Source organism: Nocardioides aurantiacus (assembly GCF_003752505.1).
Taxonomy (GTDB): domain Bacteria; phylum Actinomycetota; class Actinomycetes; order Propionibacteriales; family Nocardioidaceae; genus Marmoricola; species Marmoricola aurantiacus.
On sequence record NZ_RKHO01000001.1, the window covers coordinates 2,905,102 to 2,921,033 of the forward strand.

13 protein-coding genes are annotated in these 15,932 nt (G+C 73.9%); 3 read left to right on the plus strand and 10 right to left on the minus strand.

Annotated features, from left to right (window positions below; all coding sequences use genetic code 11):
• Nucleotides 1-2: 2 nt before the first annotated feature.
• The 3 genes from EDD33_RS14175 to EDD33_RS14185 are packed head-to-tail and all read right to left on the minus strand — an operon-like array spanning nucleotide 3 to nucleotide 2,392.
• The gene (locus EDD33_RS14175; protein ID WP_123391613.1) at nucleotides 3-797 is read right to left on the minus strand and encodes an isoprenyl transferase; all 795 of its coding nucleotides are present in this window, start codon (nucleotides 795-797) and stop codon (nucleotides 3-5) included.
• On the minus strand, nucleotides 797-1,528 hold the full coding sequence (recO, locus tag EDD33_RS14180) for a DNA repair protein RecO (RefSeq protein WP_123391614.1): 732 nt from the start codon (nucleotides 1,526-1,528) through the stop codon (nucleotides 797-799). The genes EDD33_RS14175 and recO overlap by 1 nt, the downstream gene beginning before the upstream one ends.
• 15 nt (nucleotides 1,529-1,543) lie before the next feature.
• Nucleotides 1,544-2,392, minus strand: a complete 849-nt coding sequence (locus EDD33_RS14185) for an alpha/beta fold hydrolase (RefSeq protein WP_123391615.1) — start codon at nucleotides 2,390-2,392, stop codon at nucleotides 1,544-1,546.
• Between the two features lie 105 nt (nucleotides 2,393-2,497).
• Here EDD33_RS14185 and EDD33_RS14190 point away from each other — a divergent pair, with 105 nt between their 5' ends.
• Nucleotides 2,498-5,266: a PAS domain S-box protein gene (locus EDD33_RS14190; protein ID WP_170169832.1), complete on the plus strand. Its 2,769-nt coding sequence runs from the start codon at nucleotides 2,498-2,500 to the stop codon at nucleotides 5,264-5,266.
• A gap of 13 nt (nucleotides 5,267-5,279) precedes the next feature.
• Here EDD33_RS14190 and leuA read toward each other — a convergent pair whose 3' ends face one another.
• From leuA to EDD33_RS14210, 4 genes are all read right to left on the minus strand, one after another.
• Entirely contained in the window at nucleotides 5,280-7,004 is a 1,725-nt protein-coding gene (leuA, locus tag EDD33_RS14195) for a 2-isopropylmalate synthase (RefSeq protein WP_123391618.1), read from the minus strand.
• Nucleotides 7,005-7,151: 147 nt separating this feature from the next.
• Nucleotides 7,152-9,635, minus strand: coding sequence for a GH92 family glycosyl hydrolase (locus EDD33_RS14200; RefSeq protein WP_246003524.1), 2,484 nt, complete (start codon nucleotides 9,633-9,635; stop codon nucleotides 7,152-7,154).
• Between the two features lie 106 nt (nucleotides 9,636-9,741).
• A complete protein-coding gene (locus EDD33_RS14205) occupies nucleotides 9,742-11,172 on the minus strand; it encodes a sensor histidine kinase (protein ID WP_148077105.1) in 1,431 nt (476 codons plus the stop codon).
• Between the two features lie 8 nt (nucleotides 11,173-11,180).
• Nucleotides 11,181-11,741, minus strand: coding sequence for a heme NO-binding domain-containing protein (locus EDD33_RS14210; protein ID WP_123391621.1), 561 nt, complete (start codon nucleotides 11,739-11,741; stop codon nucleotides 11,181-11,183).
• 228 nt (nucleotides 11,742-11,969) lie between these two features.
• Between EDD33_RS14210 and EDD33_RS14215 the strand changes: the two genes are divergently transcribed.
• Both EDD33_RS14215 and EDD33_RS14225 read left to right on the plus strand, forming a co-directional pair.
• A complete protein-coding gene (locus EDD33_RS14215) occupies nucleotides 11,970-12,791 on the plus strand; it encodes a septum formation family protein (protein ID WP_123391622.1) in 822 nt (273 codons plus the stop codon).
• Nucleotides 12,788-13,672: a septum formation family protein gene (locus tag EDD33_RS14225; RefSeq protein ID WP_170169833.1), complete on the plus strand. Its 885-nt coding sequence runs from the start codon at nucleotides 12,788-12,790 to the stop codon at nucleotides 13,670-13,672. Before EDD33_RS14215 ends, EDD33_RS14225 begins: the two co-directional genes overlap by 4 nt.
• Before the next feature lie 15 nt (nucleotides 13,673-13,687).
• On the opposite strand, the gene hisF is transcribed toward EDD33_RS14225, so the two are convergent.
• The 3 genes from hisF to hisH are packed head-to-tail and all read right to left on the minus strand — an operon-like array spanning nucleotide 13,688 to nucleotide 15,932.
• Nucleotides 13,688-14,449: an imidazole glycerol phosphate synthase subunit HisF gene (gene hisF / locus EDD33_RS14230; RefSeq protein ID WP_123391626.1), complete on the minus strand. Its 762-nt coding sequence runs from the start codon at nucleotides 14,447-14,449 to the stop codon at nucleotides 13,688-13,690.
• On the minus strand, nucleotides 14,446-15,255 hold the full coding sequence (priA, locus tag EDD33_RS14235) for a bifunctional 1-(5-phosphoribosyl)-5-((5-phosphoribosylamino)methylideneamino)imidazole-4-carboxamide isomerase/phosphoribosylanthranilate isomerase PriA (RefSeq protein ID WP_123391627.1): 810 nt from the start codon (nucleotides 15,253-15,255) through the stop codon (nucleotides 14,446-14,448). Before priA ends, hisF begins: the two co-directional genes overlap by 4 nt.
• Before the next feature lie 35 nt (nucleotides 15,256-15,290).
• Nucleotides 15,291-15,932: an imidazole glycerol phosphate synthase subunit HisH gene (hisH, locus tag EDD33_RS14240; protein WP_211332555.1), complete on the minus strand. Its 642-nt coding sequence runs from the start codon at nucleotides 15,930-15,932 to the stop codon at nucleotides 15,291-15,293.

Genomic DNA, 15,932 nt, shown 5'->3' on the forward strand with positions numbered 1-15,932 from the left:
GGTCAGGCCTGGCCGTAGCGGCGGTTGCGGCCGGCGTACTCCTCGACGGCCGCCCACAGGTGGCGGCGGTCGACGTCGGGCCAGAGCACGTCGGTGAAGACCAGCTCGCTGTAGGCAGCCTGCCAGAGCATGAAGTTGGAGAGCCGCTGCTCCCCGGAGGTGCGCCACACCAGGTCGGCGTCGGCCAGCTCGGGCACGTAGAGGTAGCGCGCGAAGGTGCGCTCGTCGACCCGGTCGGGGTTCACGCGCCCGGCCGCGACGTCCTGCGCCAGGGCGCGCGCCGCGTCGGCGAGCTCGGCCCGGCCGCCGTAGTTGACGCACATCGTCAGCGTCAGCACGTCGTTGTCGCGGGTCAGCTCCTCGGCGACCTGGAGCTCCTTGATCACCGAGCGCCACAGCCGCGGCGCCCGACCGGCCCACCGGACCCGCACCCCGAGCTCGTGCATCTCGTCGCGTCGCCGTCGGATCACGTCGCGGTTGAAGCCCATCAGGAACTTCACCTCGTCGGGCGAGCGCGACCAGTTCTCGGTGGAGAAGGCGTAGGCCGAGATCGCCTTCACGCCGACCTCGATCGCGCCCTCGACGACGTCGAACAGCGACGACTCGCCCTCGGTGTGGCCGGCCGTGCGCGGCAGCCCGCGGTCCTTGGCCCAGCGGCCGTTGCCGTCCATCACGATCGCGACGTGCTGCGGCACCAGCTCGGCCGGCAGCACGGGCGCGGTCGCACCGCTGGGGTGCGGGTCGGGGCGGCGCACCTCGGTGCGCGCGGGCACGGCCCGCCTCGACGTGCGCCGCATCAGGTCTCGCTCAGGTGGGGCAGGGAGCGCAGGCCGCGCTCGAGGTGCCAGGAGACGTACGCCGCGACCAGCCCGCGCGACTCCTTGCGGTGGCGCTGCTCGGCGACGTCGACGACGTCCCAGTGGCCCGCCAGCAGCGCCCCCATCAGGGTGAGCGTCTCGCCGGCCGGGTTGGCCGAGCCGGGGACCCGGCACACGGTGCACAGCGAGCCGCCGGCCGCCGGGCTGAAGGCGCGGTGCGGCCCCTCGAGGCCGCAGCTCGCGCACGCCGAGAGCGAGGGGGCGTAGCCCGCGACCGACAGCGAGCGCAGCAGGAACGAGTCGAGCACGTCACCGGGGCGGTGCTCCCCCGCGGTCATCGCGCGCAGCGCCCCGACGAGCAGGAGGTACTGCTGCACCGAGGGCTGCCGCTCCTCGCTGACCAGCCGCTCGGCGGTCTCCAGCATGACGCTCGCCGCGGTGTAGCGGTCGTAGTCGGCCGAGATCACCGACCCGAACGGCGAGCGCGTCTCGGCCTGGGTGACGGTGTCGAGGTTGCGGCCCACGGCGAGCTGGAGGTCGACGTGGGTGAAGGGCTCCAGCCGGGAGCCGAAGCGCGAGGAGGTGCGTCGTACGCCGCGGGCCACCGCTCGGACGACGCCGTGCTCCCGGGTCAGCAACGTGATGATGCGGTCGGCCTCGGCCAGCTTGTGGGTGCGCAGCACCACCGCTTCGTCGCTGTACAGGGGCATGGGGACATTGTCCCCTCAGCTCCCCACGCTGCGCGGCACCGCCTCGCGCGCGAAGCACTCCGCGACGAAGTCCGAGGCCAGGCCGCTGAGCCGCGCGGGCCGGGCGCGCCACTCCAGGATCGAGCGCGCCTCCACGAAGCGGGCGTGGGGCATCTCCCCGGCCAGCATCGCGGCGTCGGCGGCGGGGTGGATCGGGTCGCTGGGGTGGCCGACCACCATCGCGGGCGCCTGGATCCGCTGCCGCATCCGCGACGAGGGCGCGATCCGGCCGAAGAAGATGCCGTGGATGGCCGCGGCCATCGGCGCCGGGCGCTGGTCCATCGTGTCCAGCGCGATGCCGGTCCAGAACGGCACCAGGCCCCGCGGCACCGCCCGGGTCACCGCCCGCAGCGCGGAGACGCTGAGCGGGACGAAGCGCGAGGCGAACAGCAACGGCGCGAAGGCGAGGATGCCCGCCTCGAGCGCGTTGTCGAGCACCGGCATCTCCAGCAGCAGGCCGCGGACCCGTTCGGGGGCCAGGGTCGCCACCTCGAGCGAGGTGTTCGCGCCGAGCGAGGTGCCGCCGATCACCGCGGTGTCGGCGCCGAGCTCGTCGAGCAGCGCGATCACCTGCTCGCCGAAGGCGGTCATTGAGTAGAGCAGCGGGTCGTCGGGCCGGTCGGAGCGGCCGTGGCCGAGCAGGTCGAGGGTGACGACGTGGTGGCCCTGGGCGGCCAGGTGGCGGGCCAGCGGCTGGTGCATCCGGCGCGGCATCAGCTGGCCGTGGAGCAGCACCACCCAGCGGTCGCCGCCGCCGTACTCGGTGAACTCCAGGCGGTGCCCGTCGTGGAAGAACTGACCGATGCGCTCGGAGACCAGGCTCATGGGGTCACCTTGGCAGGCCCACGCGAACCGCGCGACGGTCTCGTCCAGATCACGGAGGGGACCAAACGTGCCGTCCCCGGGCGGGTGAGGGGTGAGAATCACCGCGTGCCCACGGAGACCACCCGCCGTCGTCTGCTGCTGGCGGGCCTCGTCGCCGCGGCGTACGCCTCCGGCGTGGGTGCGCTGCTGGCCGCCTCCAGCCTGGACGTGACGGTCTCGTGGTGGCCCGCGGCCGGGTTCGGCCTGCTCGCCCTGCTCGCCTGCCAGCCGCGGGAACGGCCGTGGACGGCGCTGCTCCTGCTGGTGGCCTGGGCCGCCGCCAACCTGACCGCCGGGCGGCCGCCGCTGCTGTCGGTGCTGTTCGCGCTGGGCAACACCGCGGAGGCGGTCGTCGTGCTCGTGCTGCTCCTGCGCTGGACCGGCGGCCGGCTGCGTCGCCTCGTCGACACCTGGCTGCTGGTGGTGGCCTCGGCTGCGGGCGCCGTGGTCGCGGCCGCCGTCGTCGCCGTGGGCTACACCGTGGGGCTGGACCGGCCCTTCGGCCCGACCGCGCTCGTGATCGGACCCGCGCACCTGGCCTCGCTGGTGCTGCTCGGCCCGCTCGGCATGCTCGGGGACGTACGCCGCGGCACGGCCGGTCGCCGCGGCGAGGTCGCGCTGCACACCGGCCTGCTCCTGCTGGTCGCCGCGCTCGCGTTCGGCCCGGGCGGCGACCTGCTCCCAGGACTGGGCCTGCTGCCGCTGCCGCTGCTGGTGTGGGCGGCCGCCCGCTTCGAGGTGCGCACGGTCGTGCTCCAGCTGGTCGGGCTCGCGGTGGTGGTCTCGGTGGGCACCGCGGCGGGCTGGGGGCCCTTTCCGGTGCTCGGCGCCGCCAACGCGACCACCGCGGGCCTGGTCTCCCAGGTCTACCTGATCTGCGCGGCCCTGATCGCACTGCCACTCGTGCAGGCGATGCGGGAGCGCGAGCAGGCGCTGACCCGCACCGCGGCCAGCGAGCGCGTCTTCCGGCGCAGCTTCACCGAGTCGCGGGTGCCGGTGCTGCTGGTCCACCGGCGGCAGGGACGGCTGTGGGTCGCCGAGGCCAACCCGGCCACGGCCCGGCTGCTCGGCCGTCCCGCGCACGAGCTCGTCGGGCGCGGCGTCGAGGAGCTGCTGACCTCCCCCGGGCTCGACCTCGACGGGGCCGGCGGGAGCAGCGGCGCCGAGGGGTGGTCGGGCGACATGGGCGTGGTCGGCCAGCCCCGGACCCGCCTCGAGGGCATCCTCTCGCTGCTGGACACCGCCGGTGAGCAGGCGTCGTACTCCCTGCACCTGATCGACCTCACCCAGCCACTGGAGCTGCAGGAGCGGCTGCGCGCGGAGCGCACCTACACCCGTGCGGTGATCGACACCGCCTCCAGCCTGATCGTGGTGACCGATGAGCACGGCACCGTGATCGCGGCCAACCCGGCGACCTCCCAGATGACGGGGTACTCCGCCGAGGACCTCGTCGGCCGGCCGATCTGGGAGACGCTCGTCCCGGCCCACCAGCGGCTGCGGTTCAGCGAGCTGGTGGCCCACCTGCCCTCGCTCCCCCGCTCCGGCGAGACCACGGTGATGACCCGCGACGGCGAGCACCGCAGCGTGGTGTTCTCCAACGCGGTGCACACCAACGGGCCCGGCGAGCCGGTCACGCTGGTCTTCAGCGCCACCGACGTCACCGACGCCCGCGAGAGCGCGGGGCTGGTGCGCCACCTGCTCCGGTCGGCCACCACGATGGCCTTCGTCGGGACCGACCTCGACGGCCGGATCACGTTGTTCAACCCCGGCGCGGAGCGACTGCTGGGCCTGCCCGCGGCGCGGGCCGAGGGCCGGCTGCTCACCGACTTCCTGCAGCGGGTCGAGGCCGCCGACGCCGACGCCCCGCTCACGCTGACCGACCTCCTGGCAGGGGGCGGGTCCGAGCTCGCGCCGGAGACGCGTGACTGGCTGCTCCTGGCAGACGGCCGCTCACCGCTGCGGATCTCGATGACGAGCAACCCGGTCACCACCGGCCGCGGCACGGTCTTCGCCTACCTCTTCGTGGCCCACGACGTCACCGACACCCGTCGCAGCCAGGAGATCCTGGTCAACGCGCTGCGCCGCGAGCGCCAGGTCGTGGCGCGGCTCCGTGAGCTCGACCACGCCAAGGACGACTTCGTCTCCACCGTCAGCCACGAGCTGCGCACCCCGATGAGCAGCATCATCGGCAGCGCCGAGATGCTGCTCGACGGGCTCGTGGGCGACCTCGACCCCGCCCAGCAGCAGCTCGTCGAGGTGGTCGAGCGCAACGGCGCCCGGCTGCTCTCGCTGGCCGACGACCTGCTGCTGCTCGCCACCTCCGACGCCGGGGGCCGCACCGAGCAGACCCAGGACCTCGACCTGCGCGACGTGGTCCGGGAGAGCATCGCCTCGGTCGACAGCGCGCTCGCCGGCCGGCGGCTCGAGACGTGCTGGGACCTCCCCGACCAGCCGGTGCCGGTCAGCGGCGAGCCGAGCCACCTGGAGCGCGCCTTCACCAACCTGCTCACCAACGCGGTGAAGTTCACCCCCGACGGCGGGCAGGTCGCGCTGCGGCTGCGCCAGGCCCCCGAGCACCGCACCGCCCTGGTGGAGGTCACCGACACCGGCCTCGGCATCGACGCCGCCGAGCTCGACCAGGTCTTCGACCGCTTCTACCGCTCGGCCACCGTCCAGGAGCAGGCCATCCAGGGCACCGGGCTGGGCCTGGCCATCGTGCGCACCATCGTCGAGGCGCACGACGGCCGGATCGACGTCGCCTCGACCCCCGGGCAGGGCAGCACCTTCGGCGTCACGCTCCCCTTGCGTCGTACGCCGTCCGTCCGGCCCGGGTGAGCCGGACGCCGCCTCAGCGCCGGTTGACCGCCGAGATGACGGCCTTGAGCGAGGCGGTGACGATGTTGGCGTCCAGACCCACGCCCCACAGCACCTTCTCCCCCACCGCGCACTCGACGTAGGCCGCCGCGATCGCGTCGCCGCCCGAGGACAGCGCGTGCTCGGCGTAGTCGAGCACGCGCACGTCGAACTCGTGCGGCAGGGAGTTGATCGCGTCCACGAAGGCCGCGATCGGGCCGTTGCCCGAGCCGTGCAGCGACTGCAGCTCGCCGTCGACGTAGACCCCGACCTCGAGCTGGTCCTTCTCGCCCGCGGCCGAGGAGGTGTGCACGGAGTCCAGGCGCAGCGGCGTCGTGGGGTTGAGGTACTCCCCCTGGAAGGCCTCCCAGATGGCGGCCGGGCCCATCTCGCCGCCCTCGCCGTCGGTGCGCTCCTGCACCGCGCGGCTGAACTCGATCTGCAGGCGACGGGGCAGGTCGAGCTTGTGCTCGGACTTCATCACGTAGGCCACGCCGCCCTTGCCGGACTGGCTGTTGACCCGGATCACGGCCTCGTAGGTGCGGCCGACGTCCTTGGGGTCGATCGGCAGGTACGGCGCCTCCCACGGCTGCTCGCCCACCGGGCGGCCCGCGTCGGCGGCCTCCTGCTCGAGTGCCTCCAGGCCCTTCTTGATGGCGTCCTGGTGGGACCCGGAGAAGGCGGTGTAGACGAGGTCGCCCGCGTAGGGGTGGCGCGGGTGGACGGGCAGCTGGGTGCAGTACTCGACCGTGCGCCGCACCTCGTCGATGTCGGAGAAGTCGATCTGCGGGTCGACGCCCTGGCTGAACAGGTTCATCCCCAGCGTCACCAGGCAGACGTTGCCGGTGCGCTCGCCGTGGCCGAACAGGCAGCCCTCGACCCGGTCGGCACCGGCCATCTGGGCCAGCTCGGTGGCGGCCACGGCGGTGCCGCGGTCGTTGTGCGGGTGCAGGCTGATGGTGGTGTGCTCGCGCCGAGTCAGCTGGCGGGAGAACCACTCGATCTGGTCGGCGTAGACGTTGGGCGTCGCGACCTCGATCGTGGCCGGCAGGTTGAGGATGATCTCGCGCCCGTCGTCGGGCTGCCACACGTCGGAGACCGCCTCGCACACCTCGAGCGAGAAGGGCAGCTCGGTGCTGGTGAAGATCTCGGGCGAGTACTCGTAGCCGATGACGGTCTGGCCGAGGTTCTGCTCGGCGTACTTCATGAACAGCTCGGTGCCGCGCACCGCGATGTCCTTCACCTCGTCGCGGCTGGCGCGGAAGACGACCTTGCGGAACATCGGCGCGAGCGCGTTGTAGAGGTGGATGTTGGCGTGGTGGATGCCGACCAGCGACTGGGTGGTGCGGTCGATCAGGTCCTCACGGGCCTGGGTCAGCACCGAGATGGTGACGTCCTCGGGCACCTTATCGCGCTCGATCAGCTGGCGCACGAAGGCGAAGTCGGTCTCGCTGGCGCTGGGGAAGCCGACCTCGATCTCCTTGTAGCCCATCTTCACCAGCAGGTCGAACATCCGGTGCTTGCGCTCGGGCGACATCGGGTCGATCAGCGCCTGGTTGCCGTCGCGCAGGTCGGTGGAGAGCCACCGCGGCGCCTGGGTGATGGTCTGCGAGGGCCAGGTGCGGTCGGGCAGGTCGATCGGCGGGAACGGCCGGTAGCGCTGCACGGGCATGCCGCTCGCGCGCTGGGTGTTGCTGAAGCCTGAGTGCTGCAGGGTCATCGGGTGTCCTCGGGTTCGCTCTCGGGTCGCCCAGGTGGGCGGGCCGGGCACGACGAGCTCTCCGCAGCGAGGAGGTCCGGCGGGTCAGACCTCGCTGCGGCAGCGAAGGAGGAGGCTGCGCATCATCGGTGCCACCCTACCCACAGCTCAGCGGCCGTGGTCGACCGGCAGGTCGCGCGGGCCGGTCCCCCACCGGGTGTCGGGCCGGGTGGCGAGGTCGAAGCGCAGCTCGCCACCGCGGTTGAGCACCGAGGCGGGCAGCCAGCTGCGGGTGGTGCGGCGACCGTCGACGCGCAGCCCCTCGACGTACACCGCGTCGGCGGAGGCCTCGGGGGCGCGGACCGTGATGGTCCGACCACCACCCCGGTGGATCCGCGCCAGGGAGAAGGTCGGGCTGGAGAGCAGCACCTCGCCGCGGCTGGGGGTCTGGGGGTACATCCCCAGGGCGCCCCAGACGTACCACGCCGACATGGTGCCGAGGTCGTCGTTGCCGGGCAGGCCGGTGGGGCCGGTGCCGTAGACCAGCCGCAGGTAGGCCCGCACCGTCTCCTGGGTCTTCCAGGGCTTGCCCAGCGCGTTGTAGAGCCACGGGATGTGGATGCCGGGCTCGTTGGTCGGGTCGTAGCGCAGCGGGTCGACCGTGGTCGACCAGTCGCCGTCGGGGGTGCGGAAGAACGCGTCGAGCCGCTCGGCCGCGCGCTCCCGTCCGCCCATCAGCTCGGCCAGGCGCTGCACGTCGTGCTGCACCATCCAGGTGTACGTCGCCGACGTGCCCTGCGCGAAGCCGTCGCCGGTGGCCGGGGTGAAGGGCGAGAGCCAGGAGCCGTCGGCGTTGCGTGCCCGCTGGTAGCCGCCCTCGGGCGTAGCCGCCGGGTCGAAGGTGTTCTCCCACCAGCCGGCCCGCTCCGCGAAGCGGCGCTGGGTCGCGGTGCGGCCCAGCCGCCCGGCCCAGTCCGAGAGACCGTGGTCGGCGGTGGCGTCCTCGAGGGTCTCGGCGGCACCACCCCAGCAGTGACAGTCGTCCTGGGGCGCGTAGCCGAGCCGGAGGTACTCCGCCAGGTTGGGCCGCATCCCGGCGCACTGGCCGGGGCAGCCGTAGTCGGAGAGGCCGTCGGGGTGCGGCACGCTCGCCTGTCGCACCAGCGAGTCGAGGGCGGCACCGACCTCGAAGTTGCGCACCCCGAGCGCGTGCATGCCGGCCAGGGTGGGGCCGCTGGGGTCGCCGGTCATCACCCGGGTGGCGCCGTTGACGTGCACCCACCTGTCCCAGACGCCGCCCCGCTGCCGGGAGAGGTTGAGCAGCGACTGCGCGAAGTCGCCCGCCACGTCGGGGTTGAGCAGGGCGAGCAGCTGGGTGTGGGCGCGGTACTGGTCCCAGCCCGAGAAGTTGCCGTACTGCGCCTGCTGACCGAGGCCGAGCCGGCGCACGGTCCGGTCGGCCCCGGGGTAGGTGCCGGCCACGTCGCTGGTCACGTTGGGCTCCAGCGCCGCGTGGTAGAGCGAGGTGTAGAACGCGGTGCGCTCGTCCCGGGTGCCCCCGGCGACCTCGATGCGACGCAGCTGGGCCTCCCAGGCCCGCGACCCGGCGGCCGCCACCCGGCGCACCGTCGCCCGGCGGCCGACCTCGGCCTGCAGGTTGGCCTCGGCGGCACGGGCGCTGGTGTAGGACAGGCCGACCCGCATCGTCACCGGCCGGTTGCCGCGGGAGGTGTCGAAGCCGACGTACCCGCCCGACCCGCGGCCGCGTCGCAGGTCGCCGGTCTCGTAGCCCTCGCCCCCGCTCGCCCGGGTCGTGCCCGGTCGCAGGTCGCCGTCGACCCAGGTGCCGGTGCGCGCGAAGTCGCGGTCGAAGTGGGCCGTGAAGTGCAGCCGGTAGTAGGAGAACTTGTTGCTGCCGCCGCCGTTGGCCCGCCGGCTGCAGAACCCGCCGGTGAGCACCGAGCCTTTGACGGTGCGGGCGCGGCGGTCGATACGCACGTCGGCGTCCTCGCTGCCGTTGAGGGAGTTGGAGACCCGGAAGAGCAGGTTGGCCTCCTCGCCGCGCGGGAAGGCGATCGTGCCGACGCCCGCCCGGGTGGTCGCCGCGAAGTCGGTGCGCACGCCGTTGGCCAGCCCCAGCGCGTAGCGGCCGGGCTCGGCGACCTCGTCGTCGTGGGAGAAGTCGCTGGCGTACGTCGCGTCGGTGCTGTCGGCGCTGGGCGAGACCGTCATCGCCCCCACGTGCGGGAAGATCGGCACGTCGCCCGCGGCGCCGGGGTGGCACCCCGCCCCGTTGACGTGGGTGAGGGCGAACCCGCGCATCCGGGTGGTGTCGTACTGGTAGCCGTTGGCGGCGCCGGTGTCGGTCTGGTCGCCCGTGGTGCTGGTCGGCGACCAGGACAGCATCCCGAACGGACGCACCGCGCCGGGGTAGGTGTTGCCGCCGTTCGCGGTGCCGATCAGCGGGTCGACGTAGCGCACCACGTCGCGCACCGTGCGGTCGGTCTCGCGGGGGGCGGCGGCCGCCGCTCCTGCGGGTGCGCCGAGCGCACCGGGCAGGGCCAGTCCGGCGAGCCCCACGGCCAGGGCCAGGAGCGGGACCGTCCGGCGGGAGGCGGTGCGGCGTACGGCGGCGCGGGCACGAGCGGTCACGAGGAGCCTCCGAGAGCGATGGGGTGCTGAGCCCATCCTGCCCGCATGTACGCCCGGGGTCGACGCACCGAACGCCGGGCCAACGAGGTCCGGCTGGAGGACGGGCTCAGCCCGCCCGGGGCAGGCGTACGACGACCGTCGTGCCCTCCCCCTCGGCGGACTCGATCTCCACGGTGCCGTCGTGCCACTCCACCACCGACTGCACCAGCGCCAGGCCCAGGCCGGTGCCCTGGATCTCGTCGGCGACCGAGAGCGAGGACCGGAAGAACCGGGAGAACAGGCGGTCCTGCTCGGCGAGCGGGATGCCGATGCCGCGGTCGACGACCCGCATCACCACCTGCTCGTCCTCCAGGTTGAGCCGCACCGTCACCGACCCGCCGTCGTGGCTGAACTTCACCGCGTTGTTGAGCAGGTTGAGCACCACCCGCTCCAGCTGGGTCCGGTCGCCCACCACCGCCGGCAGCGCGGCCTCGGTGACCAGCGCCAGCTCGAGCTGCTTGGCGTGCGTCGCGGGCGCCAGGGTCTGCTGGCAGTCGGCGACGACCAGCGCGAGGTCGAGGGGCCGCAGGTCGAGGTTGACCTGCTCCGCGTCGTACGCCGAGAGCGCCAGGAGGTCCTCCACCAGCGACCGCAACCGGCCGACGTTGCGCTCGATGATCGTGATGCCCTGCGAGACGTCCTCGCTCAGGTCGCCCATCCCGCCCTCGCTCATCATCTCGAGGTAGCCGACGATGCTGGTCAGCGGCGTGCGGAGCTCGTGGCTGACCGTGGAGATGAAGGCGTCCTTGGCGCGGTCCAGGTCCTCGAGGCGGCGCACCGACTCGCGTTGCTGCTCGAAGGCCTGCACCTGCACCAGGGAGGCGACGAGGTCGTGCGAGACGCCCTGGCAGATGGCGATCTCGCGGGGTTGCCAGCCGCGGGGCCGGATCGAGGACAGCAGCAGCCACCCCACCACCTCGTCGCCCACCGCGATCGGGACCGCCGCCAGGGCGAGGACGCCCAGCGCCGCGACCACCTCGGCGGCGCCGGCCTCGTCGAGCCGGTCGTCCTGCTCGACGTGGGCGACCTGGAGCGGGACCAGCTGCTGGGCGGCCTCGAGCAGCAACGAGGTCAGCGGTTCCGGGAGGTCGACGAACGACGAGGGCTGCGGCAGGTCGGCCGCCTCGTCCGACCCGGTCCACGAGCCGCGGACGGCGGAGTAGCGGTCGGCGTCGACCAGCAGCACGTCGCAGCGGTCGACCATGGTGGCCTGGCCGACGGACTCCGCGGCGCGGTTGACCACCTGGGCGGAGTCGAAGTCCTGGCGCAGGGCGCGGGCCAGCTCGGTGACGACGCGGTCCTGGTCGGCCTTCTCGAGCAGCTCGGCCTGGGCGCTGCGGAGCTCGCGCACCGAGTCGTAGAGGTCGGCGGTTGCCCGCTCGCCGATGGACTCGGCCGCCTGGCGGCGGGCCTGCTCGCGGCGCAGCTGTCGGCGCAGGCGGCGTACCTCGGTCACGGGATCCGCGGACCCCGAGGTCTCGGAGGAGAGCAGTTCCATGCGGTCGATCAGCCTGTCCTGGTCGTCACGCGCAGCGTGCACTGGGGCGCGTCGTGGAGCTGGCACACCTGGTGGCGCACCTCGGTCGTCTCACCGTAGACGGTCCCGGTGCCCTCGATCATGCCCACGGCGAGCCAGCACAAACGACGCGCGGAGCGGTAGTGCACGTCCAGGGCACGGCCTCCTCCGGGCACGGGGCCTGCGACCTCGGTGACGGTGAAACGGGGCGGTGAGGCGTCCGGGTGGAGCTTGCGGACCTCGCGGTGGACGACCTCGTCGAGGGTCCGCAGGAAGCCGAGCGTGTCCTCGCAGCGGGCGAAGTGCTCGGGGTGTCGCTGCGCCAGGCCACGCGCCGCGTGACGGCCCAGGTCGCGGGCCAGCTCCTCGGGCGCGACGTCGAACAGCTGTGCACCGGCCTCGACCAGCAGCGGCAGCTCCTCGTCGGGATAGCTGCCCAGGCTGGTCCACGCGCCCTCGAGACCGGCCCGCTCCAGCAGGGTGTCCCAGACCTCGTCGCCGTGTGCCAGCACCACGGCCTCCTCGACGAGGTTCAAGATGACGCCCTTCATCCGTCCCCCCGTCCGCACCCGTGCCAGCACCGTCGGGACGGGAGCCTAGGTCGCGGGACGGTCCCACGCTCGGTGCACGACCGTGTCCTGGGCCCCGGTCTAGAGGGGTGGCCCGCGGGTGCGGCAAAGGCGCCCGGACCGGGTCCTGGACGAGGTAGGCGGACTTGCGTCGCGTGAGGTGACCTGGCGGTAGCATCGCCCCACCGCGCCGACCGAGAGGGGACCCCGGTGACGCAGCACCCGACCGGGGCACTCCGGCACGACCGGCGCGCAGCACCGCTGCTGCTGCTGCTCGCGCTGGCCCTGCTGCTCTCGGCCTGCTCCTCCGCCCCGCTCGCCCCCAAGGCGGCCTCGGACCGGGCCGACCCGCCCGAGCTGGGCGCCTGCTACCGGCTGGTGCCGAAGGACGTCGAGAGCCCGAGCAACGACGCCGAGCCGGTCGCCTGCGGGTCCGAGCACACCGCGCAGACGTTCGCGATCGGCACGCTCCCCGACTCCACGGGCGACGGCTACGACGACCGGGGCCACGGCAAGTGGATCTACCCCCGCTGCGAGGCCGCCTTCGAGAAGTTCCTCGGGGTCGACGAGAGCCTGGCGATGCGGATCCAGCTGAGCTGGGCGTGGTTCCGCCCCTCCGAGAGCGCCTGGGACGACGGCGCCCGGTGGTACCGCTGCGACCTGGTCGGCGGGACCACGGAGAGCACCGCCTACCGCGCGCTGCCCGAGCCGACCAAGGGCCTGTTCCGCGCCAAGCCCCCCGAGGAGTGGCTGACCTGCGCGACCGGCGCCACCGTGCTCGGCTCGACCAAGGTCCCCTGCTCGGAGAAGCACGACTGGCGGGCCGTGACCACCATCAAGCTGGGCGACAAGGGCGATCCCTACCCTGGCGAGCGGCTCACCCAGGTCCGCACCCGCGACTTCTGCTCCGACTCCGTCGGGGCGTGGATGAACTACCCGGTGGACTACGAGTTCGGCTTCACGTGGTTCAAGCAGGGCGAGTGGCAGGCGGGCAACCGGCGGTCGATCTGCTGGGCCAAGACCGACCGATGAGGCCCCCGGTCGCGCAGGGGCTGGCAGCCCTGGTCGCCACCGTCCTGCTGGCCGGCTGTGCCGGCGGGGCCGGGTCGTCCGGGTCGTCGGGGTCGTCGGGGTCGTCGGGGTCGTCGTCGTCGTCCGGGTCCTCGGCGACCCCGTCGGGCGGGTCGACGTCCTCCTCCCCCAGCGCCACCCCCGCGCCCGCCGCCCCCGCCGTCGGCGAGTGCCGCTCCTTGACGCTCGACCGCGCCACGGTGCCGGTCGACACCACGTCACCCGTGGGCTGCCGCACCCGCCACACCGCCGTGACCGTGAAGGTCGGGATGCTGCCCCTGGTCGAGGCCGGCCACCTGCTCGCGGTCGACTCGGCGACGGTCCGCGCTCGGGTCGCCCGGGCCTGCCCCGCCTCGCTGCTCGAGCGGGCCGGGGGCGACGAGACCGCGCGACGGTTGAGCCGGCTGCGGGTGGTGTGGTTCACCCCGTCGGTGGAGCAGGCCGACGCCGGCGCCGACTCCTACCGCTGCGACGTCGTCGCCGTGCGCGACGAGGACCGCCTGCTGCCGCTGCCACCCCGGCTGACCGGCCTCCTCGACCGACCCGGCGCGCTCGACCGGTTCGGGACCTGCGGCACCGCGGCGCCCGACGCCCGGGGCTTCCGCCGCGTCGCCTGTGCCGACCCCCACCGCTGGCGCGCGATCGACACCGTCGACCTGCCGGCGGACGCGCGCTACCTCGACGGCGCCGTCACCGACCGCGGCGACAGTGCCTGCGAGGACGTCGCCGCGTCGCGGGCCGACGGGGCGCTGCGCTACTCCTGGTCCTTCGAGTGGCCGACCCGGCCGCAGTGGCGCGAGGGCCAGCGCTACGGCTGGTGCTGGGTGCCGCAGGGCCGCTGACCGGTCGGCCGGAGGTCAGCGCACCGGGTGGCCGGCGTCGCGCAGGGCGGCCTTGACGTCGCCGATGCGCAGGGTGCCGAAGTGGAAGACGGTGGCGGCCAGGACGGCGTCGGCCCCGGCGTCGACCGCGGGGGCGAAGTGCTCGACCCGCCCGGCTCCCCCGCTGGCGATCACGGGGACACCGACCTCACGTCGTACGGCGCGGATCAGCTCGGTGTCGAAGCCGTCCTGCGTGCCGTCGGCGTCCATGGCGTTGAGCAGGATCTCGCCGGCGCCCAGCTCCGCGGCGCGGGCCGCCCACTCCAGCGCGTCCAGGCCGGCCGAGGTGCGGCCGCCGTGGGTGGTGACCTCGAACCCCGAGTCGGTGCCGGGGGCACGCCGGGCGTCGACGGAGAGCACCAGCACCTGGTTGCCGAACCGGTCCGCGATCTCGGCCACCAGCTCGGGGCGTCGGATCGCGGCGGTGTTGACCGCCACCTTGTCCGCGCCCGAGCGCAGCAGCCGGTCGACGTCGGCGACGCTGCTCACGCCGCCCCCCACCGTCAGCGGGATGAAGACCTGCTCGGCCGTGGCGGCCACGATCTCCATCGTGGTGGAGCGCCCCTCGTGGGAGGCGGAGATGTCGAGGAAGGTGAGCTCGTCGGCCCCCTCGGCGTCGTAGAGCCGCGCCAGCTCGACCGGGTCGCCGGCGTCGCGCAGGGACTGGAAGTTCACGCCCTTGACCACCCGGCCCCCGTCGACGTCGAGGCACGGGATGACGCGGACGGCGAGGCTCACGGCCGGAGGTCCGCGGGGGTCTCGGCCGGGTCGGCCGGGGGCCGCGGCCGGTCGGGCCAGGTGAGGTCGAGAGCGTCGGGCAGGGTGAACCGGCCCTCGTAGAGGGCGGTGCCCACGATGGCGCCCTCGACGCCGTCGGCCAGCAGCCCGGTCAGCGCCTCGAGGTCGGCGAGCTCGGTGATGCCGCCCGAGGCGACCACCGGCCGGTCGGTCTCGGCGCACACCGCGCGCAGCAGGTCCAGGTTGGGGCCCTGGAGCATCCCGTCCTTGTTGACGTCGGTCACGACGTAGCGGGCACAGCCCTCGGCGTCGAGGCGGGCCAGCACCTCGTAGAGGTCGCCGCCCTCCTGCGTCCAGCCGCGCGCGGCCAGGGTGCGACCCCGCACGTCCAGGCCCACCGCGACCCGGTCGCCGTGCGAGGCGATCGCCCGGGCGCACCACGCCGGCTGCTCCAGCGCGGCGGTGCCGATGTTGACCCGGCGACAGCCGGCCGTCATCGCGGCCTCGAGGGACTCGTCGTCGCGGATGCCGCCGCTCATCTCGACGTCGATGTCGAGGGTGCCGACGATGCGGGCCAGCAGGTCGCGGTTGTGACCGCGCCCGAAGGCGGCGTCGAGGTCGACCAGGTGGATCCACTCCGCCCCGGCCTCCTGCCACCGCAGTGCCGCCTCGACCGGGTCGCCGAACCGCTTCTCCGAGCCGGCGACGCCCTGCACCAGCTGCACGGCCTGGCCGCCCGCGACGTCGACGGCGGGCAGCAGCTCGAGGTGCGGCGCGGGGATCTGGCTGGCGGGGTGCTGGGTCATCGTGTCCTTCGCAGGTGGCGGGTCGGTGGGGCGGTTCAGGCGCGCGGCAGGGTCGCGACCCAGTTGCGCAGCAGCGCGGCGCCGGCGTCGCCGGACTTCTCGGGGTGGAACTGGGTGGCGGTCAGCGGGCCGTTCTCGACCGCGGCGACGAAGCGGTCGCGCTGGTCGCCGGAGCCGTGCTCGGCCCAGGTCACCAGCGGGGGGCGGGTGCGGCCGTTGGTCTGCAGCGTCCAGTCGCGCACGCCGTAGGAGTGCACGAAGTAGAAGCGCTCGCCCTCGATGCCGGCGAACAGCCGCGACCCCTCGGGCACCTCGACGGTGTTCCAGCCCATGTGGGGCACCACCGGGGCCTGCAGCCGCTCGACCACGCCCGGCCACTCGTCGCAGCCGACCGTCTCCACGCCGTGCTCGACGCCGCGCTCGAAGAGGATCTGCATGCCCACGCAGATGCCGAGGACCGGGCGGCCCCCGGCGAGCCGGCGGCCGATCACCTCGTGGCCGCGCACCGCGCGCAGGCCCTCCATGCACGCGGCGAAGGCGCCCACGCCGGGCACGACGAGCCCGTCGGCGTCCATCGCGGTGGCGTGGTCACTGCTGAGCGTCACCTCGGCACCGGCCCGCTCCACGGCCCGGACGACCGAGCGCAGGTTGCCCGACCCGTAGTCGAGGACGGTCAC